The following is a 21,220-nucleotide window of genomic DNA, read 5'->3' as shown; positions in this document are numbered from 1 at the left end:
GGGGGAGATGGCCGGCAGGCCAGAGGGGGGCGCTGTCCCGCCGACCTTTCGATCATTGGTGATGTCGTTCCCGAGGCGAGGAACGGAGCCCAGCCGCTCACACCACCTCCGCCACAGGTCGGTGGAAACGCGTCTGATGATATTCGCAGTAGCTTTTCAGCGCCCTTGTGCGCAGGCCGCAGCACAGCATCTCGAGCCCCGGCCGACTGCCGGGAGCATCGTTGTCGGGGTCTTCCTCCAGCGTCAGGTCGAGCGGCGCGCGGCAGCGGTCGAACAGGCAGTCGATGAAGCGCATGGCGGCGACATGCGGCTGACGCCCGAGCGAGGCAGGGCGCGGCGCCGGCACATTGAAGCGGTAGATTTCGCCGTCCACCACCAGCCGTCCTTCGCCCGGGATCGAGGGCGCCGGACGGGCTGGCAACAGAGGCCTGGCCGATGGCTGACGGCTCGGTTTGGCGGCCGGTTTGACCGGCGCGGCCTGCTTCGAAACTCCTACTTCCCTTACGAGCTTGCTTGGCTGCGCCGGCGGATTCCTCTTGGCGGTATTCTCGTTTGCCGCAGTCTTCCCCGTCGCATTCTTCCTCGGTCGGCCGCCGGACCTGCCGCCTCTGGGGTTGGCGAAGCCGATGGTCTTTAACGCGCTGTTGCGGTGGACGATGCCGATGATGGCATTGCGCGAGACCGGACTGCCGCGCAGCGCCGTGAAGCGGACGGCGATCCCTGTGGCCGACAGGCCATCCCTCAGCCAGACGGCGATCTCCTGCAATTCGGTGTCGGTATAGGCAGTCATGTCGGTATCCATTGATTGCGCGCGCAAAGGCCGAGCGCCGGCCCCGAGGGCCCACGGGAAAAAATCAGAGCGGATGGTCGGTGCGGTCAGCCGATACTGGCGGCCGGCAGCGAGCCGGCGAGATGTCGCAAGGCGGCTTCGGCGGCCGCTTTGGTGAGGGCGGAAACCGCCCTGCCCGTCAGCCGGTCGAACAGGATGACGGTGCCATCTTCCGTGCGGATGCAGGAAAGGCCCTGCCCGCCGGAAACAGCCCTTGGCGCACCGGCGGCGCCATGGGCCGAAGAGGTGGCCGGAGCCGGGAGAGGAGCGGCTCCGGCCGTTCCGGTCGATCGGGGGAACGACGGTTCGACCGGATCCGGGGCAAGAGCCCCGGTTTGCGTCCGGACCGGGGAGGAGGACAGCCCGGACGATGGGAGAAAGCTGAGGATGCCTGCGGAAACGCTTGCGGTTTGTTCGATCATGCGCTAAGCGTACGATATGTACGAAACGTACGCAAGCGAAATCGTACGTATTGGACGATAAATTTCAGGCAATTTGTACGATGCAGGAACCGAGGCACAGATTGCAGCAGGCACGGGCGGAGGCGGGTTATGCCTCGCCGAGCGACGCCGCGCGGGCATTGCGCGACATCAACAAGAACACGCTGATCAGTCACGAGAACGGCAACCGGCCGCTGTCGCGCAAGGCGGCGGAGAAATACGGCCGCCTGTTCGGCGTCGATCCCGGCTGGCTCTTGTTCAACGGTGACGGCGGCAGCCTTGCGGGGGGCCATTTCGGCTTTGACGAGTCGGGCCGGCAGATCCCGATGCCGTCGCTGGCCACCGTCGATGTGCCCATCGTCTCATGGATCAGCGCCGGCGAACTCGGCAGCCAGGACATGGTGGTCAATCTGAGCGACTATCCGACCATCCCCACCACCGATCTGGAGCAGGGCCAATGGATTGCTCTGCGCGTCGACGGCCCGTCGATGAACAAGATCTCGCCACCGGATTCGATCATCTTCGTCAACCTCAGGGACAAGCGGCTGGTGACCAATGGCTGCTACGTCATTTCGGACGAATCCGGCCAGGCCACCTACAAGCGCTACCGCCCCAACGAGAACCCGCCCTTCCAGCCGGCCTCCTACATGGACATCCCGCCGCCGGCGCTCGAAGGCGCCATCACCATCATCGGCCGGGTGAAGCGCTCGATGATCGATATGTGAGGGAGAAGGCGGTGAGGCGCAATCTCCCCCCTCGAGGGGGAGATGGCCGGCAGGCCAGAGGGGGTCGCCGCGCGTAAGGCGCTGACGTCCTCTGTCCGCGATAGGAAGTCGCGTCAGGACGTACCGACCCCCTCTGTCGCCTTCGGCGACATCTCCCGAGGGGGGAGATTACGCGCCCAAAAACTCGTTCGTAAAATACCCCCCTAAATCCGGCTTCTCCTTCAGAACCTTGCCATCGCCATCGAGCAATATGCCGGCGTTGAAGAGATAGGTTCCCATCGCCTCGATCTTGGCCTTGTCGATGGTGCCGATGACGCCGGCCTGGCTTCTGAGGAAGTGCCCGTCGACGAGCATCTTCAGCGAAGCGTGGATCAGCGCCGGGTCGGTCAGCGCATCCTTGTTGGAAGCGATCAGCAGATCGCCGGCTTCCTGCGGGTGATCGCAGGCAAATTGGTAGCCGCGCCGCGTCGCCTCGACAAAGGATGACGCCGCCTTTGGATTTGCCTGGAGATAGGCATCACTGGAGGCGATCAAGGTGGTGTGCTCGTCGGGCACGCCGTAGTCGGCGTAGCGGAAGCCGCGCTGCCTGACGCCTTTCAACTCGGCAGCGACGCCTTCCCAGGTCGAGACCTCCAGCGTGAAGTCGACCGAGCCGTTGGCCAGCGCCTCATAGGCCGAGGTGCCTAATGTCACCGTCTCGAAAACGCCCTTGCCGCCATCGTGGCGGATGATGGTCGAGATCAGCGTGTTTTCCCAGGCGCTGCCGAAGCCGCCATAGGTCAGACCGTCGAGATTCCTGGGACTCTTGATCTCGCCGCGATCCGCGTTGAAGACCAACCGGCCGGTCTCCTGCTGGACCACGGCGTAGACCGCCTTGAGATCGGCGCCGGCAGCCCGCTGGGTAAACAGGCCAACGCCGGCAATGCCGAAATCGGCGATGCGGTTGGCGACCAGCGTGCCGGCGCCAGTATCGCCATAGGGCAGGATCTCAACATCGAGCCCGGCCTCGTTGTAGAATCCTTTGTCGCGGGCAACGAACAGGCCGACATGGTTGGTGTTGACCGTCCAGTCGAGCGCAACGGTGATTTTTTGCGCAGCCGCATGAGCGCGCGAGGCCAGCGGCAGTCCGGCAGCCAGCGTCAGCAGCAAAGCCTGCCGGCGTGTGAATTCGGTCATGAAAAACTCCTTTGAGCGGTCTGCGGAAACAAGCCCCGGTCAGTCCCGGGATTGAGCAGCGTGTCGAGGATGTCGGCTTCGAGCGCGGCGGCCTGGCGCGCGGCATCGCTGCCGGTGGTGCGCGGGCGCGGCAGCGGCACGGCAATCTCGCCGATGATGCGGGCCGGCCGCGCCGACATCAGATAGATGCGATCGGAGAGGTAGACGGCTTCGCGCACGTCATGGGTGATCAGCAGCGCCGTCCAGCGTTGGCGCTGCCACATGCCTTCCAGCCAGCGCTGCATACCCGCGCGGGTCAGTGCATCCAGCGCGCCAAAGGGCTCGTCGAGCAGCAGCATGTCGCGCTGCTGCACCACGGTGCGCAAAAGGGCGGCGCGCTGGCGCATGCCGCCGGAAAGCTCGGCCGGCCAGGCGCGCTCGAAACCGGCAAGGCCGAACTCAGCGAACAACGGCGCGACGCGTTCGCGCGCCGCCTTGCGGCCAAGACCCTGCACTTCCAGCCCCAGCGTCACATTGTCGATGACGCGCCGCCACGGCATCAGCGCGTCGCGCTGCGGCATGAAGGCGAAGGGGCTGCCCTGCAATGGCGCGCCGTCGAAGCGCATGTCGCCCTCGCCTTTCAGCGCGCCGGTCAGCAACTGGAACAGCGTCGACTTGCCGGCGCCGGAAGGGCCGAGGATGGAGACGAACTCGCCGGCCGCGACATGAAGCGAAATGCCGGCGAGCACCTCAAGCGCGCCGAAGTTCTTCCTGATGTCCCGGAGTTCGAGCCGCGTCATTGACGGTTCTCTTCTGCAGCTTCAACCTTGCCGTCGCGGCTTTCGCTCCCTGCATTCTCCCAAGGCATGGCGAAGCGCTGGACGAGCACCGCAATGGCGAACAAGACAAGCGTGAGCGCGGCGCTGACGGCGACCGCGGCGAGCACCAGATCGGGCCGAAAGTTGTTCTTGGCATTGAGCATGTAGATGCCCAGCCCCTTCGCCGCCCCCGCATATTCGGCGAAGATCGCGCCGACGACGGCGTAGGTGATGGAGATGCGCAGCCCGGCGAAGAAATAGGGCAGCGCCGAAGGCAGGCGCGCCAGCCAGAAGATGCGCCAGCGCCCTGCCCCCATGGTGGCGAGCATCTGCGAAATCGCCTTGCTGGTCGCGGCAAAACCCTCGACCAGCGCCACCATCATCGGGAAGAAGGTAACGAGCGCCACAAGCAAGATTTTTGGCATCAGCCCGAAGCCGAACCACAGTACGATGAGCGGCGCAATCGCGACCAGCGGCAAGGTCTGGCTGATAATCAGCAGCGGAAACAGCGCGCGGCGCAGCGGGGCCAAGAAATCGACCAGCGCCGAAAGCACGAAGGCAGCGACCAACGAGCAGGCGAAGCCGGCTGATGTGGCGCGGATGGTGGGCAGCGTGTTGTCGGCAAGGGCAGCGCGATGCTCCCAGGCCTGCTGCAGCACGCGCGACGGCGCCGGCAGCATGGTGGGCGCAGCGCCACCATAGCGGGCGTAGAGCTCCCACGCCGCGAGGAGCAGGGCGGAGGCGCAGGCGGCGGGGATGGTCTTGGCGATGGCTGCGGCTAATCTCCCCCCTCGAGGGGGAGATGTCGCCGAAGGCGACAGAGGGGGTCGTCTCGCATAGAGCGCCCACGCCTTGCCGATGCGAAAAGGACGTCGGCGCTCCACGCGCTGGGACCCCCTCTGGCCTGCCGGCCATCTCCTGCTCGAGGGGGGAGATTCGTGGGCATCGCGGTCTTCGCCAATCGCCAATGGCTCCCCTCCTCTCTGTGCTGAGGGGTCAGAGGCATCTCCTCCACGCAATGGGTCAGATAAACCAGCCACGGCAATATCCTCAAGGAACGACGCTTGAGCCGCGGCTCAGACGGCGCTCGGGCTGTTCGCCGAGATCGTGATGTCGAGGGTGACGTGGCCGGCGCCGGGGCCGAAGCGGCAGAAGGCCTCGTTGAGCGTGGCAAACACCGCACCGGCATCGCCACGCAATTTGGTGCAGAAGTTCTTTGAGCGCTCAAAGACGCCGGACTGTTTCAGGAAATCGATGCAGCCGTAGATCTCGTCCATATGGTCGCCCGTGCCCATAACGTAGAGCGAGAACTGCGCCGCCACCGGCTGGCCGGTCGACGGCGTGGCCTGGACAGCGCGGATCGCGGCGATCTTGCGCTCGTCCAGCGGAATGGCGGGGCCGCCGGTCTCGTCGGAGCGGCAGATCGGATCGTCGGGCTCGCCCGGACAGCCGCGCGAGATCGCCGCCGAAAGCACGCAGTGCTTGCCGCTTTTGGCCGCCGCGACGAACAGGTCGCGCATGGCGGGAAACAGCACCTCGGGCGGCCCGACCATAAGGGTCGAGATGTCATCGGTTTCGATCCGCAGCCGGTCGCGCCAGGGATCGAGCGCGCCGAGCGCGCCGAGGATGACGCCGACGAAATCGTCGGTCATGGGATAAAGGGAAATCTGTGCGCCTGAAAACATCGCCCGCCTCGCTCCGCTGGTATTATCCAGATCAGCTTTAGGGTCCGAAGGCTTGCCGCCCTCATCTCAGCCCCGACGATACGGAGCACCCCTGTGGATGGGCGGGTTAAAGCACCGTTCGCGGCATTGGGGAAGCCGTTTGTTGAGGCACTGCGGGAAAGTGTTTTGGGCCAGACGTGCCGGGCGCCCGGGCGTTAACAGACGACTCGTCAGTTCGTTGCGTTATAACGTTTCCACGAACTTCTTATAACTGCGTTGAAATTCAAGCTGATAAACGTAATTATAAGAAAACGGCAGAGACTCCGCGCAGCCCTTACGGTTTCTGGATTTCCTTATCCGCGACCCCATCCGGACTGTGCTCCTGCATCGCTCGGGCTTGCCTGTGCTGGTCCCCTCGCCCCAGCGCTACGCCATCCACAAGCTGATCGTCGCCTCGCGACGCGGGCCGAGCGCTGGCGCCAAGCGGGAGAAGGATCTCCATCAAGCGCGCCTGCTGACCCAAGCGCTCGAAGCCACGCGTCGCCAGGACGACCTTGCCTTCGCCTTCATGGAAGCGTGGGACAAGGGCGAAAACTGGCGCGAGACGATCCGGGGCGGCTTGAACCTGTTCGACGCCGCCACGAGGGAAAACAGTCACACCATCCTGGGGAAATCCCTCCGCGAAATTGGTGCGACTCCTGAAGGATTCACGATGCGGGATTAGCTGAAGCGACCGCTGCTATATTCATTTCCATCGTCCCAACCGTACGAAATTGGCTTGACGCCTATTCGTACATAAAGTACGATATCTCTTTTCGCAGAGAGGAATGTCCTTGAGCACAGCGAACCATGTTGCCTTCGCCGATCTCTCTCGGCCTTTGCTGTCACCCCCGTCGTTGCCGCCGCCTTTGTTGCCGCCGCCTTTATTGCCGCCCCCTTTGTTGCCCTTGTCATTCGATCAGTGCGAACGCCTCGCCGGGGCTTGGCGAATGGCCAGCCAAGACATCGCCGACGACATCCGCTTCATCCGCCAATATCTGAAAGTCGTTGCCGAGAAGGACGAGAGGCTGTCGACCGGCACCCTTGTTCACAGCCGCGCCTATGTCGAGGCCTGCGCCGGCTGGCTGCCACAGACTGTAACGCGCTATCTGCGCCACCTGCGCCAGATCACCGAATGCGAACTGGCCATGACAGCTGCCGGCATTCGCTTTGCGCTGTCGAGTTATGCCTGGGAGGCATGAGGGCGCCTGTCGCCAAACACAAGGAATTGCGCTGCCCGTCGCAGGCGCAATTCGTCAGGTTGAGAGGCTCGGGCGCGCCTGAACGGCGGGCGCCAAGGATGGCCCGGCCAGCGAATTCCGGCCTTGCTTTATTTCGACTGGCCTTATTTCTGGCCTTATTTCGATTTGGCTTTGCCGGACTTTGCGGCGGCAGGCTTCGCTGCCTTTGACTTGGCGGCTGCCTTGGCGGGCTTGGCGTCAGCTTTCTTCGCCGCCTTTTTGGGCTTGGCGACCGCGCCATCGACTTCAGCCGTGGCCTGCTCCCAGTGTTCCTGATGCGCGCCTTCAGGCCGGCCGGCCTTTTCCCAAATCTCGTGCGCGCGCTGGCGAATGCGGTCCTGTTTGTCGTCCGTCACTTAAGCCTCCGTGGTTGGGTCCGGTCGGTTGGTCCAGATTCCACGAAAACATTAGCCGAAAATTCGGCCGGCGTCTTGAGTGACGAGACATCTCAGCGCGGGTCGGAAATCACCGCAACGCCGAGCAGCGCCGCTTTCTTGACGATCAGCCCCGCGAGGTCGGCATCCGAACGATCGGTGCCGGTGCGCTCCCGCAGGAGCGCGATCGCTTCCTTCATCGATAACAGCGCCGTGTTGCGCTCGGCCAGCAACTTGTCGCAACACGCCGCAACATTGGCGGAGTTCGGGGTCTCGACATGCGGCAACATGGCAATTCTCCTTTCATCATGTTCGTCATTCGGCCCTGCCGCCCTTTTGGGAAGAACGACAGGGCCGTATCACCGATGAATGGTTAGGTTGTCGAGCGTTACTCGACCACCTCGACAATCCTGCGCGTGCTGGGGTCGACCAACACGGTATGGTTGTCGACGACGGCGTATCTGTACTGAACGTCGGGAACCTCCTGCAGCTCGACAGTGTCAGGCAAGGCAGTGCCGACATTCAATTCGACGCCGAGCAGATTGACCGAGGCAAGCGGATGTTTCTTTACGTACTGGTGCACGACCGTGCGCTGTTCCGGGGTGATGATCACCTGCTGCTGTGCCGGCTGCGTGACGATGACCTCGTCGGCGGCGGCAATGCCGATACCAGCGATCATGGCGAGCCCGGCGACGGCGGGAATAAGGATGGTTTTCATCTTCGTCTCCTGTCGTTGTTGGCGAGCTCCGCCGTGTTCCCGCATGAGGCGAAAACAGCGCAGATCGAGGTGGCGGGCTCCTGGAGGCAAACGCAGCCGGTACGGTCTTGTTCCGCAAGCGGAGACTAAATTGATCGGCTTCTCGGTCATGCCAGCAGAACCCGCACCCGCAAGATTCGCATTGAAGCACAATCCCTCAGGAGACCTTCGACGCGGACGATGCACGGCTCCAAATTCCGGTGGCGATCGCGGCCGGCGCCGGCATTGATCCGGTGACCGCGTCGCCCGGCCAGGACCGGAACCGACCGCCTTCGTGCCACGCCGTGAAGTTTCAAGCAAAGGTCATTGCTTCGGCGGCTGCGCAGGCACCTCGCCAGGCTTGATCACCGGCGTCTTGCCCTGGTCCGGCGGCGGCTGCGTCATACCCTGGTCACCACTGGGCGGCGGCTGCAGCACGCCGCCGCAGGGACCGAGCGTGCTGGTCGATTCGCCACCGCCATTGGCGACCGGCGGCTTCCGAGCATCGTCCTGAGGCTGCGCCTGGCAAGGCGCGGCAGGGCCGTGCTGGTCGCCATTGTCCTGCGCAGCCGCCGGGTCGGGCAGCGCCAAGAGCAGCACGCATGGGATGAGGGGGAAAGTCTTCATGGTCCAGCTCCTCTGGATTCATCTCCTTGGCAAAACAGACTAGTCCTTGGCAAAGCAGACTGGCGGCAATTGGTTCCACGGAGATGGAGTGGTTGCCGGAACCTGACAGCCGGAAGTGAGTTCCACCTTCTCGACGCAAAGCCGCCCAGAGGAGGCAATCATGGAAGAACGAAACAGAAAACCCAATGACGAGGTCGAGGCGCCACCGAGCAAAAACGATGCCCGCGACAGGATCGCCAATGACGAGGTGGAAGCGCCGACGCCGCGCCGGCAGGATTGGGATGCGCTGCGTGGCGCAACGGTCCTGCCCGACGGAGCAGATGAGGAAAGCCTACCGGACACCACCGGTGTCGAGAAGGAAGGCGAATTGCCCGAGGAGGATGACGACAACCCCTACCAGGACAGTGACGATGCCTTGCCCGACGACGCCGAGGAAGCCGCCATTGGTCACGACCTGGCGAGGCGCGGCGGCCCGTTCGACGACGTGTAAGGGCAGCGACCGCGGACTTTCGAGAGGTTTCCCGGGACGTCCACGCCGTCACCAGTTGGACCAAGTATGAGCTGAAGGCGATGCCGGAGCATCGCGATATTTCGAAGGATCCGGCTGGCCGGATCCTTCGTTTAAGGCGCCTTGGCGGTTTGGCTTAGCCCTTGTGTCAAGGGCTGGACGGCGACAATCTCGGCACCTTCGACAGCCGAGAACGCGAAGCCCAATATTTCAAGCGCCGTCGAGGGCCGCTCGCCTGAAATCTTCAAAGTGCGCAAGAAATCCCACCGCGGGCGGTGCAGACACGCTCCGGCATCGCGGCGCTGCGAACCGGGCCATCGACCGCCGGCACTTGAGTGCCGACGGGCTCTGACCTTCAATTCGACCCGGGATCGCCGAGCGCCTCGGTGACGAAGGACGCCGCGATCAGGTCGTCGGCGTCGAGGCGTAGGGAGCCTTCGACACCTCCCATGATGGCTGCGACCTTCTGGAAGGTCTGCATCTCGTGTTCAGTAACGCTGGCGTCTCGCATCCTGGCTTTCAGATCGGCGATGCGTCGGCCCAGTGAGGCCGACGTTCCGATTTCTCTGTTCGACATGGTGTCCTGCTCCTCCCCCAACCCATGCTGTGGACGTACTCAAGGCTGCCTATATATAAGGCAGCGCGAATACAGTCGCCGCAACGCGCGATATCTGGGAAGGTTCCGGCGCCAAATAGTCACGAAATAATACGTGGTGGGACTCGGGTATGTTAAGCGCCGACGCGGCGATAGACACCGCAGCCAGCGGCTGCGGCCATCGGCCTGGCCAACCCGTGTCGCGGGTCGCGAACGCGGGTCGGACTTTGATCGCCGCGCGCGAACAGTCAGCGAGAGGCCGGAACCACGCCGGACGCCGAGCGCGCCGTTTCGGGCGAAAACACCACGAAAGCAAAAACCAGAACGGCAGCGGCGATAATGAGCGAGCCGCCGGCGACGATCGGTTCAAGCGCCGGGTTTCCCTGCAGCATCACATACAGCGCCGGCAGCATGATCACCAAGCCGAGAGTGTAGAGCCCGTAGTGGATCATGGCGACGCGACGCGCCGCCTTTTGCGGATTGAGCGCGTAGTAGCCGCCGAAGATGGCGCTCGTCACCCAACCGAGCAGATTGATATGCGCGTGCGCCGGAAAAGCGGCGTGGTCGCCCGAGATCGCCATCTGCAGGCCGGCCGCAATCCCCAACATCAGGAACAAGATGGCAGTTTTGAAAAAGAGTTCCGAAACCCTCGGCATGTCATTTCTCCCCCTATGCGGTCTGCGACCGCTTGCGTCCTGGAGAATACACCCACGCGCAGAACTTTTCCACGCCCCGCTTATGGGGCCATGCCTGCACAGCTTTTTGCACGCTGTTCGACTTTTCTGGCTGCAACAACCCGGCGCCGCCCGCTACGGCGTCAGCAAGATGTCGGCGCCCGCTCGCTCATCGAACACCACCGCGCAGCCGCGCCCCAGCGCCACTGCCGACAGCGCGTTGGCCACCGTCTCGTCCGGCGATACGAAATCACCGGTCAGCACTCGCAACTCCTCTACCGCCCTGGCCATTGACACGCAGTGCCCGGCAACGCGATCGCTCGTGCAGGCGTCAACGACGCTGACGAGGTCGATCATCTCGAACTGGCCCATACCGGCCTCCACAAAAACAGCGTCCCGTCGCGGATATGAACGCTGAGGCGAGAGACAATGTTCCGCAGGTCCGATGCCCAGGCGGAGCACTCGACAGCCCGATCTGGAACGGACCGGCCGGCGACAACCGCTTCGCTTGACAATAGGCCCTGTTTGTTCTCTATTTGTTCGGCAAAAACGCCTCTCACAACAGACGCGGCTAATGCTGCAACGCCGCAAAGGGAACGGTCGGGATGGAGCCCACCATCCTGCATGCGGATCTCGACGCCTTCTACGCCTCGGTCGAGCAGTTGCTCGACCCGGCGCTCAGGGGCAAGCCGATCGCCGTCGGCGGCGGCGTCGTGCTTGCCGCCTCCTACGAAGCCAGGGTTTTCGGCGTGCGCGGCGGCATGCCCGGACGACGCGCGCGCGAGCTTTGCCCCGGACTGATTTTCGTCGGCGGCCATTTCGCCGACTATCAGCGGCTGGGCGACGCCGCCATCAAGGTGCTCGACGATTTCACGCCGCTGGTCGAGCGGATTTCCATCGATGAAGCCTTTGCCGACGTCGCCGGCTGCACGCATCTGTTCGGGCCGCCGGCCGAGATCGCCGCCACGGTGCGTCGGCGCGTCCGGGCAGAGCTCGGCCTGCCGATCTCGATCGGCGTGGCGCGCACCAAGCATCTGGCCAAGATCGCCTCGCAGGTGGCCAAGCCCGACGGGCTGGTGGTGGTCGATCCGGACACCGAACTTGCCTTCCTGCATGATCTGCCAGTCGGGCTGATGTGGGGCGTCGGCCCGGCGACCAGAGCGCGGCTGGCCGAGATCGGCATCGAGACCATCGGCCAGTTGGCAAAGACGCATAGCGGGGCGCTGCGAAGGTTGCTCGGGCCCGCCGCCGGCGAAAAGCTGGCGTCGCTGGCATGGAACCGCGACCCGCGAAAGCTCGAAACCCACAGGCCGTCGCATTCCGCCGGCGCGCAGTCGGCGCTTGGCAGACGGCCGGCCGAGGCGCGTATCTTCGGACCCGTGCTGCTGCATCTGGCAGACCGGGTCGCAAGCCGGCTCAGGGCGAAGTCACGGCCCGGGCGCACGGTGACGGTGCGCGTGCGTTTCGCCGATCTGCACGCTGTCACACGCTCGCTGACGCTCGATCAGCCGATTTCGGCAACCGCGATGCTGGCCGAAATCGCCGGGGAGCTGGTGCGCGGCGTGCTGGCCGCCAACCCTCGGGAGAAGACCATCTCGCTGCTGGCGATCTCGGTGTCGCAGCTGGAAGAAAGTGCCGAGCTGCAGTTGGAGCTGCCGCTCGGGCTTGCCGATGAAAAGCAGCGGCCCGGCAGCAGGCAAGGCCTGGCGCGCTTTGGCGCCGACCGCGCCATCGACAAGATCCGCCAGCGCTTTGGCAGAGAGGCTGTCGGCTATGGCGCCGTGGCGCTGGAAGCCCGGCGCTCGGTTCCCGATGCCTTCCGCGAACTGGCGGAAAAGGAGCTTTGAGCACCGCCGCGACGGCTAGGCCAATGCTTAGGCCGCACCCGAAGATAGTGCTGCATTTCCGGTCTGCCTGAGCAGGCCGACCAGCCAGGCCAAGCCCGCATCCATCAGCGCAACCTTCGGCACGATGCTGTTGATGTTGAAGTGGCCGAGCCGGATGGGTGCATCGACGCCGACGACACCGAAACGGCCGCCATACATGGCGAGGAACCGGCGCGGATAGGCCGATATCAGATCAGTCTGCGCAAGCACGGCCAGTCCGAACATGAAGTTGGGGACAGTCAGCGCGACGCGACGCGACAGGCCGCGTTCAGCCAGCACCCTGTCGACAAACCCGTTCGGATCGCCATTGTTCGAGACGACCATATGCTGCACGCTGCAATAGGCGTCGAGGCACGGATCGCCGGCGAAGCGGTGGCTGGCGCGCATGGCGACGACGAAATCCTCCTCATAGAGCTTGTCGACGGTGAAGCGTGCCGGCAGGCCGTCGAACGGAATCACCGCGACATCCATGGCGCGCGCTTCGAGTTCGGCGACACAGTCGCTCCAGGCAGTGGTGGGCGACGGTTCACCTTGGCGCGGCAGCAGTTGCCGGATGCCGATGTCGATGCCGGGGGCCAAAAGGCGGATCTGGTCGAGCAGCGGCGGCAGGAGCACCGACGACACCGCATCCGGCGCACCGATGGTGAAGCGGCGCGTCGAGCGGGCCGGATCGAACGGCTCGGCGCTGGCGATCACCCGGCGCACCCGCGCCAGGATCTCGGCCACCGGTTCGGCAAGCTCCGTTGCCCGGTCGGTGGGCACGACGCCGCGCGGCGTCTTCAGGAACAGCGGATCGCCAAGCACCTTGCGCAGCCGGCCAAGGCCATGGCTGACCGCCGAGGCCGACAGGTTTAGCCGCTCCGCCGAGCGACCGACATGCCGCTCCTCCATGATGGCCTGGAACAAGACCAGCAAATTGAGATCGGCGCGCGCCAGGTCAATTTTGTTCAGCATATTCCTGAAATCATATCACTGGATTCAGCAGAGTAAAGTTGCGAATGCCTTCTTCGACGCGAAGACGGTGGTGCCGGTTTCGTCGGCACTCATTCAGAGAGGAGCAAATCCATGCCAAACTTTCCCAATTCGGTTCTGGTCACCGGCGCCTCCGGCGCCCAAGGGTCGGCCATTGTCAGCGCTTGCCGCGCCGCCGGCGCCACGGTGCGTGTCCTGTTACGCAAGGGCTCGCCCGATCCGTTCGGCGATGGGGTCAACATCGTGCGCGGTGATCTCGCCGACCCCGGCCGACTGGCCCTCGCCTGCCTCGGCGTTGATGCGGTGGCGCTGACCTTGCCGGTCGGTGCAAGCCCTGAAGAGATCCTGCGCTACGGCCGCAACATTGCGGATGCGGCGCAGCAAGGCGGCGTCAAGCTTCTGGTGTTCAACACCAGCGGCCATGTGTCGGGCCATTCCGGCACGGCGGTGATGGACGCCAAGGCCGAACTCATCGACTACATCAAGACGTTCGGCCCGCCATCTATCGTCCTCAAGCCGACGCTGGCCATGAGCAATATCGCGGCGCCCTGGAGCGCGCCGGCGATCATGCATCAGGGCGTCCTCGCCTATCCGCTGCCGGCCAACTTCCAGACCTCCTGGATCTCCTGGCAGGATATGGCGGCCTACGTGTCGAAGCGCTGCGGCATCCGGAGCTTGCCGGTGCCAGCTTCGACATTGGCGGGCCGCAGGCGCTGACCGGACCGGAGATGGCCGTCATCCTGTCAGGCATTGTCGGCCGCGAAGTCAGCTATTATCCGGTGCCGCTGGCGGACTTCGCCGCCGCGCTCGAAACCGTGCTCGGCAAGGACGCCGCCGAACAGACTGCCGCCAGCTATGCCTGGATCCACAACCAGAAGCAGACCGTGCTTGCCGTCGATTTCGGCCAGACGACCCGTCTGCTGCCGGTGAAGCCGACCTCATTCGCCGATTGGGCAAGAGCGCTGGACTGGGCGGCACTGGCCGGCGATGCGAAGGCGGCCTGACAATGGACGCCATCGCAACCGTCGAACCGGGCGGCCTCGCCGCCCGGAAGAATGTGCCGGATGCCGCTGCCGCCGTGGTCGGCTTCTGGTGGCAGGCAGGACCTGCCGCGTGGTTCGCCAAGGATGCGGCCTTCGACCGCGAGTTTCGCGATCGCTTCCTGCGGCTGCATGAGGCCGCAGCGCGCGGCGACTGCGATGGCTGGATGGCGACGCCCTACGGGGCTCTGGCGCTGCTCCTGCTGCTCGACCAGTTCCCGCGCAACGCCTTTCGCGACACGCCGCGCATGTATGCCAGCGACGGGAAGGCCCGCGCGATCGCTACTGAGGCGATCGATGCCGGGTTCCAGCGGATGGTCGATCCCTCGCTGCGGCTGTTCTTCGGGCTGCCCTTCGCGCATTCCGAAGCGATTGCCGACCAGGACCGCTCGGTGGCGCTGTCGCGCGACATCGGCCCGTCCGACCTGAAGCGGGCCGAACATCACCGCGACATCATCCGCCGTTTCGGACGTTTTCCGCACCGCAACCCGATCCTCGGCCGCGCCATGCACGCCCAAGAACAACGCTTTCTCGATGAAGGTGGATTTGCGGGTTAGAGCATGATTCCAAAAAGCAGGCCCGGTTTTTGGAAAAGATCATGCTCCAACAAAGGGTTAGATCATGATGAGATTGCAACCAAATATCTCATCATGATCTAGTGCATCGGGACCAAGAAAACCCGGGGCGGGACGACGGCGCCGCGAAGGTTGACAGTGCCGATCCGTCTGGCATTATCGCGTAAGCTTGGAGGATTCACTATGAAGAAAACCTATTCGAAGCCTGTTCTGGTCAAAAAAGGCAAGCTTTCGCAGGTTACGGCGCTCGCCAATGGAGCGGGTTCCGGCCCGATCGAGTGAAGTTGTTGAGTCGGACTTTCGCCTGATCTGGCGGCCCGCCTGACACTGGAGATGCGGCATGAAGAAGACCTATTCGAAGCCGGTGCTGGTCAAGAAGGGCAAGCTCTCGCAGGTTACAGCCGACAATGGTAACGGCTCCGGGCCGGTCGCCGTCTAGCAGCCGATTATCCGACGCCTCGTGCCGTCTGGCCGGGAACAGGGCTTTGGGTGCCCGACGTGGAGAGTGGAAAATGAGGAAGACCTATTCCAAGCCAGTGCTGGTAAAAAAGGGCAAGCTCTCGCAGATCACCGCGAACGGCGCTTCTGCTCCTATTCCGGGCTAAACTCGTTCCCCGGTAGATCGAGATCCTCCTGGCAGAGTCGGGCGGCTTGATCGTTTCCGGAGCATGATCTCCCGCAGGCGGCGGGACCGTTCAGCGCACAACCACCAGATCGTCGAGCACTAGCTGCCAATAGTGGCTCGTGGAGAGGCGTACGCGCGTCACCGCCGCCAGCATCGGCGCATAGTGGACGGGCGCCAGTGCCGACAGGACGATCGTGTCGCTGGCGATCAGCCGGTCGCCAAGCCAGCTCTCGACCAGTGCGGTTTCGCCTTCGGACTTCAACCATGCCGCCGTCAGCATCACGGAATGGAACCCGAACGGTTTGTCGCTCGAGAATTCGGCCGGGTGTCCGCTGCTCGTATAGCAGACATGGTCTCCCGAGATATTGCCGTTGACGTAGCCTTCGCTGCCTTCGGTGTGATCGCGCGCCAGTGCGTTCAGGTTGAACCAGGTCAACCCGGCATAACCGGACGGCACCTTGCGCAGGCCGCGCGTCGTGACATCGTCGAAACCGATGGCCTGCAAGGACGCGGCGCTGTCGACTGCCGCATTCTCGGGCGACAGCAGACCGAGCTCGGTCGGGTAGGCCGACAAGGCCAGTCGTCGTTCCATGCCACCGCCGGTGATTTCGATCGCGTCGGCGTCATCGGGCAGATCGAGGCGGAAGCCATCGCTGAGCGGATGCACCGCCACCTCTTGCCCTTTCGCCATCACCGAGATGCTCGTCGAAACACCGTCCGCTACGCGGCCGCTGAGCCGGCGTATCGCAAACAGGCCGACCGGCTGCAGCATTGCGTCCGACACCAGCCCGGTGGGCGAGCCCGGCAGCGGCCGGAGGTGCTGCGACTGGACCTCGTTGGCGCTGCTCGAGCGCCAGCCGGGCGGAACCGACACGGTGAAGCGGTAGCTGCCCGGCACATGGATGGGCGCGGCCCGACGTTTCGTCGACGCCAGGAAATTGGCAAAGCCGCCGCGATTGCTCCGCGCCGCGGCGACGAAGCGGCCGTCGCCATCATGCAGTCTGACCATGATGCCAGCCATCGGGCGGTCGCCGAGCCCGTAGCGACCGTCGCGATCGGCATCGAAATAGACAAAGGTCGAATGATTGAGCTTGCCGTGGTTGCCCGACCAGTCCCGGCGCACGGCGTAGTCGTTGGCCGGATCTTCACGAAGCCGGGCTCTGAGACGAGACCGCGCCAGCCGCCAGGCGAGAGCCGCAACGACAGCGGCGAACCCGACAAGGAGTATTGCCTTGATCACGGACGGCTCAAGCAATGCTGTCGGCCCTGCTCATCTGGATCTCCTGCACATACATCGATCCATATATCGATGCTGCAGGCGCTTGAGCAACCGGACACGGGACCGGCGGACATGGCGTCGGCCTCATATACCCATCTCGGGCAACTATTCCGGCGACGGCACCGGCGGCTTGGTGGTCAGCGCGGCGCCGAAGGCGGCGACGACCACGGCGGCGACGCCCGCGCACTGCAGCGGGCTCAGGGTCTCGTGCAGGAACAGGAAGCCGGCCAGCGCGCCCAGCGCCGGCTCCAGACAAGTCAGCGTGCCGTAGAGCCTGGCCGGCATCCGGGTCAGCGCCACCATCTCCAGCCAGAACGGCAAGGCGCTGGAGAACAGCCCGACCAGCAGCGCGCTGACCAGGATCGCGGGTGCGATCAGGCCGGTACCCGCCTCGGCTAGGCCGAACGGCAGGGCGAGAGCAGCGGCAATGACCAGCCCGTAAGCCGTGGTCTGGCTGCCAAGCTCGGCGCCCGCCTTTTGCGCAAAGACGATGTAGAGCGCCCAGCAGCCGCCGGCGGCCAGCGCCAGCATCACGCCGATCGGGTCGAGTGCACTGCCGGAGTGGATGAAGGGCGACAACAGCAATATGCCGGCAACGGCCAGCACCACCCAGACGAAGTCGGTGGCGCGCCGCGACGACAGCGTCGCCACGAGCAGCGGGCCGCAGAATTCGAGCGCCACCGCGACGCCGAGCGGAATTCTGGCGAGCGCTGCATAAAACAGCAGGTTCAGCGCCGCGAGGTTGACGCCGTAGGCGATGAGCCAGGGCAGCACGGCGCGCGACGGCCGCACCCGCCACGGCCTCAGCACCGCCGCCAGCATCAGCGCCCCCACGACCAGCCGCAGCGCCGTGGTGCCATTGGCGCCGATCAGTGGAAACAGGCCCTTGGCGAAGGTGGCGCCGATCTGGATCGACACCATGGCGCCAAGCAACGCGCCGATCGGCAAGCCCTTCGCTTCAGCTGCGGCAATCTGCGTCGACGTCAATTCCAGTCCCTCCGCGCGGTGCGCCGCAGCGTTGGCCCGAGATATGGATAATAGGCCTGGCTGTCGTGTGGCACGGGCAGACTGTTGATGGGGCAAGACGTGGAAGGCGAACGCCGACGCATTTCCTCTCCCCCGTCGATCGGGGGAGAGGTGTCGAGCGAAGCTCCACCGAGTTGGGGGGGACCCTCCATCACATCCGCCCGATTGCCTGCTTGCCGGAGGCGGCGACCGTGGGTTTCATGAGCGCCTTCCCCCACTCCGTCGCCGCTTCGCGGCGCCACCTCTCCCCTCCGGAGGGAGAGGAAAAGAGGCTAGCTCGCCAGCCGATACACCAGGCTCACACGTCCATCCGAAAGCGCCTCGGCCTTGCGCAGTTCCAGTCCGTGCCGGGCGTGCACCGTGCCGAACAGCGCCTTGCCGTCGCCGGCGAGCAGCGGGTAGACGATGAGCCGCATTTCATCCACTAGCCCCGCCTGGATCAGGCTGGCGGTGATGCGGGCGCCGCCCATGAGATAGATGTTCTTGCCGGGCTCGCGCTTCAGCGCCGCGATGTCGTCGAGGCTGCGCAGGAAGCGCGTCGAGGCCCAGGCGGCCGAAGTCATGGTGTTCGACAGCACATAGTGCGGGGTTTTCGCGGCAAAGCGCGCCCATTCGAGTTCGGCCGGGTCGACCAGCCTGCCGGTCATCGGCAATGGCTGGTCCGGCTCGTTCTGTTGGATCGCGCTCCAGTAGCGCTCATAACCGGCATACATGATGCCGCCGAGCAGGCAGGCGTCGATCTCAGGCATCAGGCCGTATTCCTCCGACCAGTTGTCGACCCAGTCGGCAAAGCCTTCGGGGCCTTCGATCTTGCCGTCGATGGAGATCTTCATTCCGGTGATCAATTTACGCATGACTTCCTCCTTCGGGCTTGCGGGATGCAAGCACGTTGCCTGGTTTCATTTCCGCTGGCGCGCCGCGGTGTCTGGCGAAGGCGCGTGTTTCGCCGGCCCTTGCGCCGGCATCCGATGCAAGGGATCGATGGTGCCCGGTTGGACCGGGCGATGCGTTAGGTCAGGTCAGGCCGGCAGGCGCCGGTCGTATTCCGCCACGATACGGCTAAAGCTGTCCCAGAACGGTTCGGGCTTCTCGGCCGCCACGCGGGCAACCAGGAGGTCGAGATGCACGTGCCAGCCTGCGGCATGCATCATCAGGCTCGAGCGGTCCGGCAGGCGGCGGTGGACCAGGGTGAGCAGGACGTCGTCGCCGCGCTGCGCCAATTCGAAGGTGACATTGCCGCTGCCGTTCCAGGTGATGGTGAGCTTACGCGGCGGGTCGCACTCGACGATCTGGTTGTGCATCCGCTGCTCGCCGCCACTGAAACTGGCCGGCCTGTCGCCGGGCGGGTCGGTCAGTTCGTCGTTGCGCCAGACCAGCTCGAAGGAAGAGCCTTCCTCCATCTCCATGTCGCCGGCCGCCAGCCATTGGCGGCGCAGGTCGCTCTGCGTCAGATATTCCCAGACGCGCTCCCTGGTTCCGGGCAAAAGCCGTTCGATCCTCAAAGTGGCCGGCTGGATCAGCTGGGCGTAGCCGTCGAAGCTGTTCATCTGGTTCATCGGTCGTCTCCCTCGGATGATGTTGGCCTGGATGTGCCTGGCTTGGGTGATTCCGGCTTGGATGGTTCTGGATTTGCCGGTGCCGGCGTTGTCTGCGCTGCCGGCGTTTTGCGCCCCGCCTCCTCGCGCAAAAGCTGTTCGAGCACATCGAGGCGGCTGTTCCAGAAACGCGCGTATTGGCCGAGCCACTGATAGGCGGTGGCCAGCGGGCGGGCCTCGAGGCGGCAGACATGGGTGCGCCCGCGCACTTCGCGCCGGATCAGCCCGGCATGCTCCAGCGCCTTGATGTGCTTGGAGGCGGCGGCCAGCGACATGGCAAAGGGTTGAGCCAGCTCGCTCACCGTACGCTCGCCGCCGGCGAGGTGGTTAAGCATGTTCCGGCGCGTGGCGTCGCCGAGGGCGTGAAAAACCTGGTCCATCTGGGGCGTCTCTAATTCAACCATGTAGTTGAATATAGAGGCGAGATTTTAGATAGTCAACCGTTTGGTTGAATGTTTTTTGGGGAGAGGCGCTGGCCCCCTACCTCCCCCTTGTGGGGAGGTCGGACCGTAGGTCCGGGCGGGGGTACTAGCGCTGACCGTGGGGGATGTGGATTTCCTCTTCCCTCACGAAGTCTGGGAGAGGAACCCAAGATGGCGGAGGTCCGCGCAGACCCCCACCCCGATCCGCTTTGCGGATCGACCCTCCCCACAAGGGGGAGGGTAAAGTGCCCTCACCCCGCCATCGCCAGCGGCACCGCGCTCTTGTTGGGGATCTGGATGTCGATCTCCAGCGTCGACATGGTCTCGCCGCGGTCCATCGAAACTTGCAGATAATCCTGGTCGATCTGCACGTGCTTGGCGATCACCGCCATGATCTCCTCGCGCAGGATGGAGACGAGATCGGGCTGGCTGCGGTTGCGGCGCTCATAGGCAAGCAGCACTTGCAGCCGTTCGCGCGCCACCGGCGCGCTGGTGCGCCGCTTGAAGATGTCGAGCAGGTTCATGCCGCCCTCCTTCCCAAAAGACGATCGAGGAAGCCCTTGCGCTCGAAGGGCACGATGACCGGCAGCTGTTCGCCCTCGAGGCGCTTGGCGGCGTCGATGTAAGCCTTGGCGGCGGCATTGAGCGGCTCCGACAGCGTCACCGGCGAACCGAGGTTGGAGGCGCGCAGCACATCCTGGCTCTCGGGGATAATGCCGAGCAGCGGCACCGACAGGATCTCCAGCACATCGTCGATCGACAGCATTTCACCGCGCGCGGCGCGCCCCGCATCGTAGCGCGTGACCAGCACATGCTTGGCGATCTGCTCGCCCTCCTCCGCGCGCAAGGTGCGGGAATCGAGCAGGCCGATGATGCGGTCGGAATCGCGCACCGACGACACTTCCGGATTGGTGACGATGACCGCCTCGTCGGCAAAGCGCATGGCGAGCTGCGCGCCACGCTCGATGCCGGCCGGGCTGTCGCAGAAGACATAGTCGAAGACCGAGCGCAGCTTGCCGATGACCTCGGCCACGCCCTCCTCGGTCAGCGCATCCTTGTCGCGCGTCTGCGAGGCCGGCAGCAGGAACAGCGTCTCGACCCGCTTGTCGCGGATCAGCGCCTGCGACAGTTTTGCCGAGCCCTGGATGACGTTGACGAGGTCGAACACCACGCGCCGTTCGGCGCCCATGATCAGGTCGAGGTTGCGCAAGCCGACGTCGAAATCGACCAGCGCCACCTTCTTGCCGGTCTTGGCGACCGCCGCCCCCAGAGCCGCGGTCGAGGTCGTCTTGCCGACGCCCCCCTTGCCCGAGGTGACCACCACTACCTTGCCCATCAATAAAGCCTCCGTTGTTGTTCGTTATGTCGCTGACCG

General features: G+C 64.5%; 31 protein-coding genes, 1 pseudogene and 1 riboswitch. Of the genes and pseudogenes, 11 read left to right on the top strand and 21 right to left on the bottom strand.

Annotation, left to right across the window (positions count from 1 at the left end; genetic code table 11):
* Positions 1-97: 97 nt before the first annotated feature.
* On the bottom strand, positions 98-790 hold the full coding sequence (locus NKJ18_RS21165) for a GcrA cell cycle regulator (protein ID WP_023693856.1): 693 nt from the start codon (positions 788-790) through the stop codon (positions 98-100).
* An 86-nt stretch (positions 791-876) separates the two neighbouring features.
* Positions 877-1,251, bottom strand: a complete 375-nt coding sequence (locus NKJ18_RS21160) for a hypothetical protein (protein ID WP_023672483.1) — start codon at positions 1,249-1,251, stop codon at positions 877-879.
* Between the two features lie 80 nt (positions 1,252-1,331).
* On the opposite strand from NKJ18_RS21160, the gene NKJ18_RS21155 reads away from it, so the two are divergent.
* Positions 1,332-1,994 (top strand): LexA family transcriptional regulator, encoded by a 663-nt coding sequence (locus NKJ18_RS21155; RefSeq protein ID WP_023672482.1) that lies wholly within the window; start codon positions 1,332-1,334, stop codon positions 1,992-1,994.
* Between the two features lie 168 nt (positions 1,995-2,162).
* Here NKJ18_RS21155 and NKJ18_RS21150 read toward each other — a convergent pair whose 3' ends face one another.
* The 4 genes from NKJ18_RS21150 to NKJ18_RS21135 form a co-directional block, all read right to left on the bottom strand.
* Positions 2,163-3,170 (bottom strand): ABC transporter substrate-binding protein, encoded by a 1,008-nt coding sequence (locus tag NKJ18_RS21150; RefSeq protein ID WP_352759510.1) that lies wholly within the window; start codon positions 3,168-3,170, stop codon positions 2,163-2,165.
* A complete protein-coding gene (locus NKJ18_RS21145; RefSeq protein ID WP_023695506.1) occupies positions 3,167-3,949 on the bottom strand; it encodes an ABC transporter ATP-binding protein in 783 nt (260 codons plus the stop codon). Before NKJ18_RS21145 ends, NKJ18_RS21150 begins: the two co-directional genes overlap by 4 nt.
* Positions 3,946-4,788, bottom strand: a complete 843-nt coding sequence (locus tag NKJ18_RS21140) for an ABC transporter permease (protein WP_023831086.1) — start codon at positions 4,786-4,788, stop codon at positions 3,946-3,948. The genes NKJ18_RS21145 and NKJ18_RS21140 overlap by 4 nt, the downstream gene beginning before the upstream one ends.
* 255 nt (positions 4,789-5,043) lie before the next feature.
* The gene (locus NKJ18_RS21135) at positions 5,044-5,652 is read right to left on the bottom strand and encodes a YkoF family thiamine/hydroxymethylpyrimidine-binding protein (RefSeq protein WP_023751860.1); all 609 of its coding nucleotides are present in this window, start codon (positions 5,650-5,652) and stop codon (positions 5,044-5,046) included.
* Positions 5,643-5,755: riboswitch (TPP riboswitch) on the bottom strand. It overlaps the preceding gene by 10 nt.
* Before the next feature lie 210 nt (positions 5,756-5,965).
* On the opposite strand from NKJ18_RS21135, the pseudogene NKJ18_RS21130 reads away from it, so the two are divergent.
* Together NKJ18_RS21130 and NKJ18_RS21125 are read left to right on the top strand one after the other, a co-directional pair.
* Positions 5,966-6,355: pseudogene (locus NKJ18_RS21130) on the top strand (GSU2403 family nucleotidyltransferase fold protein); the annotation flags it as partial.
* Positions 6,356-6,620: 265 nt separating this feature from the next.
* On the top strand, positions 6,621-6,872 hold the full coding sequence (locus NKJ18_RS21125) for a hypothetical protein (RefSeq protein WP_023684826.1): 252 nt from the start codon (positions 6,621-6,623) through the stop codon (positions 6,870-6,872).
* Positions 6,873-7,027: 155 nt separating this feature from the next.
* On the opposite strand, the gene NKJ18_RS21120 is transcribed toward NKJ18_RS21125, so the two are convergent.
* The 4 genes from NKJ18_RS21120 to NKJ18_RS21105 all read right to left on the bottom strand — a co-directional run bounded on the left by NKJ18_RS21120 (position 7,028) and on the right by NKJ18_RS21105 (position 8,648).
* Complete coding sequence (locus NKJ18_RS21120) at positions 7,028-7,267, bottom strand: DUF2934 domain-containing protein (RefSeq protein WP_023740111.1); 240 nt, start codon at positions 7,265-7,267, stop codon at positions 7,028-7,030.
* Positions 7,268-7,359: 92 nt separating this feature from the next.
* The gene (locus tag NKJ18_RS21115; RefSeq protein ID WP_023670360.1) at positions 7,360-7,575 is read right to left on the bottom strand and encodes a hypothetical protein; all 216 of its coding nucleotides are present in this window, start codon (positions 7,573-7,575) and stop codon (positions 7,360-7,362) included.
* A 98-nt stretch (positions 7,576-7,673) separates the two neighbouring features.
* The gene (locus NKJ18_RS21110; RefSeq protein ID WP_023670359.1) at positions 7,674-8,003 is read right to left on the bottom strand and encodes a DUF1236 domain-containing protein; all 330 of its coding nucleotides are present in this window, start codon (positions 8,001-8,003) and stop codon (positions 7,674-7,676) included.
* Positions 8,004-8,345: 342 nt separating this feature from the next.
* The gene (locus NKJ18_RS21105) at positions 8,346-8,648 is read right to left on the bottom strand and encodes a hypothetical protein (protein WP_352759508.1); all 303 of its coding nucleotides are present in this window, start codon (positions 8,646-8,648) and stop codon (positions 8,346-8,348) included.
* Between the two features lie 160 nt (positions 8,649-8,808).
* Between NKJ18_RS21105 and NKJ18_RS21100 the strand changes: the two genes are divergently transcribed.
* Entirely contained in the window at positions 8,809-9,138 is a 330-nt protein-coding gene (locus NKJ18_RS21100) for a hypothetical protein (protein ID WP_023705173.1), read from the top strand.
* A 373-nt stretch (positions 9,139-9,511) separates the two neighbouring features.
* On the opposite strand, the gene NKJ18_RS21090 is transcribed toward NKJ18_RS21100, so the two are convergent.
* The 3 genes from NKJ18_RS21090 to NKJ18_RS21080 all read right to left on the bottom strand — a co-directional run bounded on the left by NKJ18_RS21090 (position 9,512) and on the right by NKJ18_RS21080 (position 10,797).
* On the bottom strand, positions 9,512-9,733 hold the full coding sequence (locus NKJ18_RS21090; protein WP_023670355.1) for a hypothetical protein: 222 nt from the start codon (positions 9,731-9,733) through the stop codon (positions 9,512-9,514).
* Positions 9,734-9,999: 266 nt separating this feature from the next.
* Entirely contained in the window at positions 10,000-10,407 is a 408-nt protein-coding gene (locus tag NKJ18_RS21085) for a hypothetical protein (RefSeq protein ID WP_352759505.1), read from the bottom strand.
* 153 nt (positions 10,408-10,560) lie between these two features.
* Complete coding sequence (locus tag NKJ18_RS21080; protein WP_023689015.1) at positions 10,561-10,797, bottom strand: hypothetical protein; 237 nt, start codon at positions 10,795-10,797, stop codon at positions 10,561-10,563.
* Between the two features lie 233 nt (positions 10,798-11,030).
* Between NKJ18_RS21080 and dinB the strand changes: the two genes are divergently transcribed.
* Complete coding sequence (dinB, locus tag NKJ18_RS21075; protein ID WP_023824431.1) at positions 11,031-12,272, top strand: DNA polymerase IV; 1,242 nt, start codon at positions 11,031-11,033, stop codon at positions 12,270-12,272.
* Between the two features lie 27 nt (positions 12,273-12,299).
* Here the strand turns inward: dinB and NKJ18_RS21070 are convergent, their stop codons facing one another.
* On the bottom strand, positions 12,300-13,265 hold the full coding sequence (locus NKJ18_RS21070; RefSeq protein WP_352759503.1) for a LysR family transcriptional regulator: 966 nt from the start codon (positions 13,263-13,265) through the stop codon (positions 12,300-12,302).
* A 111-nt stretch (positions 13,266-13,376) separates the two neighbouring features.
* On the opposite strand from NKJ18_RS21070, the gene NKJ18_RS21065 reads away from it, so the two are divergent.
* From NKJ18_RS21065 to NKJ18_RS21040, 6 genes are all read left to right on the top strand, one after another.
* On the top strand, positions 13,377-14,000 hold the full coding sequence (locus tag NKJ18_RS21065; protein ID WP_352521045.1) for an SDR family oxidoreductase: 624 nt from the start codon (positions 13,377-13,379) through the stop codon (positions 13,998-14,000).
* An 11-nt stretch (positions 14,001-14,011) separates the two neighbouring features.
* Positions 14,012-14,287 carry a hypothetical protein gene (locus NKJ18_RS21060; RefSeq protein ID WP_352521046.1) on the top strand — a complete coding sequence of 92 codons (276 nt, stop codon included), beginning with the start codon at positions 14,012-14,014 and terminating at the stop codon, positions 14,285-14,287.
* 2 nt (positions 14,288-14,289) lie between these two features.
* On the top strand, positions 14,290-14,880 hold the full coding sequence (locus tag NKJ18_RS21055; RefSeq protein WP_352443676.1) for a DUF924 family protein: 591 nt from the start codon (positions 14,290-14,292) through the stop codon (positions 14,878-14,880).
* Between the two features lie 201 nt (positions 14,881-15,081).
* Entirely contained in the window at positions 15,082-15,180 is a 99-nt protein-coding gene (locus tag NKJ18_RS21050) for a hypothetical protein (RefSeq protein ID WP_023670351.1), read from the top strand.
* A 58-nt stretch (positions 15,181-15,238) separates the two neighbouring features.
* Positions 15,239-15,337 (top strand): hypothetical protein, encoded by a 99-nt coding sequence (locus NKJ18_RS21045; RefSeq protein WP_023684816.1) that lies wholly within the window; start codon positions 15,239-15,241, stop codon positions 15,335-15,337.
* 73 nt (positions 15,338-15,410) lie between these two features.
* Positions 15,411-15,503: a hypothetical protein gene (locus tag NKJ18_RS21040; RefSeq protein ID WP_023689018.1), complete on the top strand. Its 93-nt coding sequence runs from the start codon at positions 15,411-15,413 to the stop codon at positions 15,501-15,503.
* A 90-nt stretch (positions 15,504-15,593) separates the two neighbouring features.
* On the opposite strand, the gene NKJ18_RS21035 is transcribed toward NKJ18_RS21040, so the two are convergent.
* From NKJ18_RS21035 to minD, 7 genes are all read right to left on the bottom strand, one after another.
* Entirely contained in the window at positions 15,594-16,763 is a 1,170-nt protein-coding gene (locus NKJ18_RS21035; protein ID WP_352759500.1) for a hypothetical protein, read from the bottom strand.
* A gap of 144 nt (positions 16,764-16,907) precedes the next feature.
* On the bottom strand, positions 16,908-17,789 hold the full coding sequence (locus NKJ18_RS21030; RefSeq protein WP_023693874.1) for an EamA family transporter: 882 nt from the start codon (positions 17,787-17,789) through the stop codon (positions 16,908-16,910).
* A 311-nt stretch (positions 17,790-18,100) separates the two neighbouring features.
* The gene (locus tag NKJ18_RS21025; RefSeq protein ID WP_352759498.1) at positions 18,101-18,682 is read right to left on the bottom strand and encodes a dihydrofolate reductase family protein; all 582 of its coding nucleotides are present in this window, start codon (positions 18,680-18,682) and stop codon (positions 18,101-18,103) included.
* Between the two features lie 165 nt (positions 18,683-18,847).
* Complete coding sequence (locus NKJ18_RS21020; RefSeq protein ID WP_023684811.1) at positions 18,848-19,384, bottom strand: SRPBCC family protein; 537 nt, start codon at positions 19,382-19,384, stop codon at positions 18,848-18,850.
* Positions 19,381-19,827 carry an ArsR/SmtB family transcription factor gene (locus NKJ18_RS21015; protein WP_352759496.1) on the bottom strand — a complete coding sequence of 149 codons (447 nt, stop codon included), beginning with the start codon at positions 19,825-19,827 and terminating at the stop codon, positions 19,381-19,383. The genes NKJ18_RS21020 and NKJ18_RS21015 overlap by 4 nt, the downstream gene beginning before the upstream one ends.
* Positions 19,828-20,096: 269 nt before the next feature.
* Positions 20,097-20,369, bottom strand: coding sequence for a cell division topological specificity factor MinE (gene minE / locus NKJ18_RS21010; protein ID WP_023684809.1), 273 nt, complete (start codon positions 20,367-20,369; stop codon positions 20,097-20,099).
* On the bottom strand, positions 20,366-21,181 hold the full coding sequence (gene minD, locus NKJ18_RS21005) for a septum site-determining protein MinD (RefSeq protein ID WP_023670342.1): 816 nt from the start codon (positions 21,179-21,181) through the stop codon (positions 20,366-20,368). Before minD ends, minE begins: the two co-directional genes overlap by 4 nt.
* Between the last annotated feature and the right edge of the window lie 39 nt (positions 21,182-21,220).

The organism is Mesorhizobium sp. M0217, assembly GCF_040321955.1.
Classification (GTDB): domain Bacteria; phylum Pseudomonadota; class Alphaproteobacteria; order Rhizobiales; family Rhizobiaceae; genus Mesorhizobium.
The sequence above is the reverse complement of the archived record's forward strand: the minus strand, read 5'-3'. Positions and strand labels throughout refer to the sequence as shown.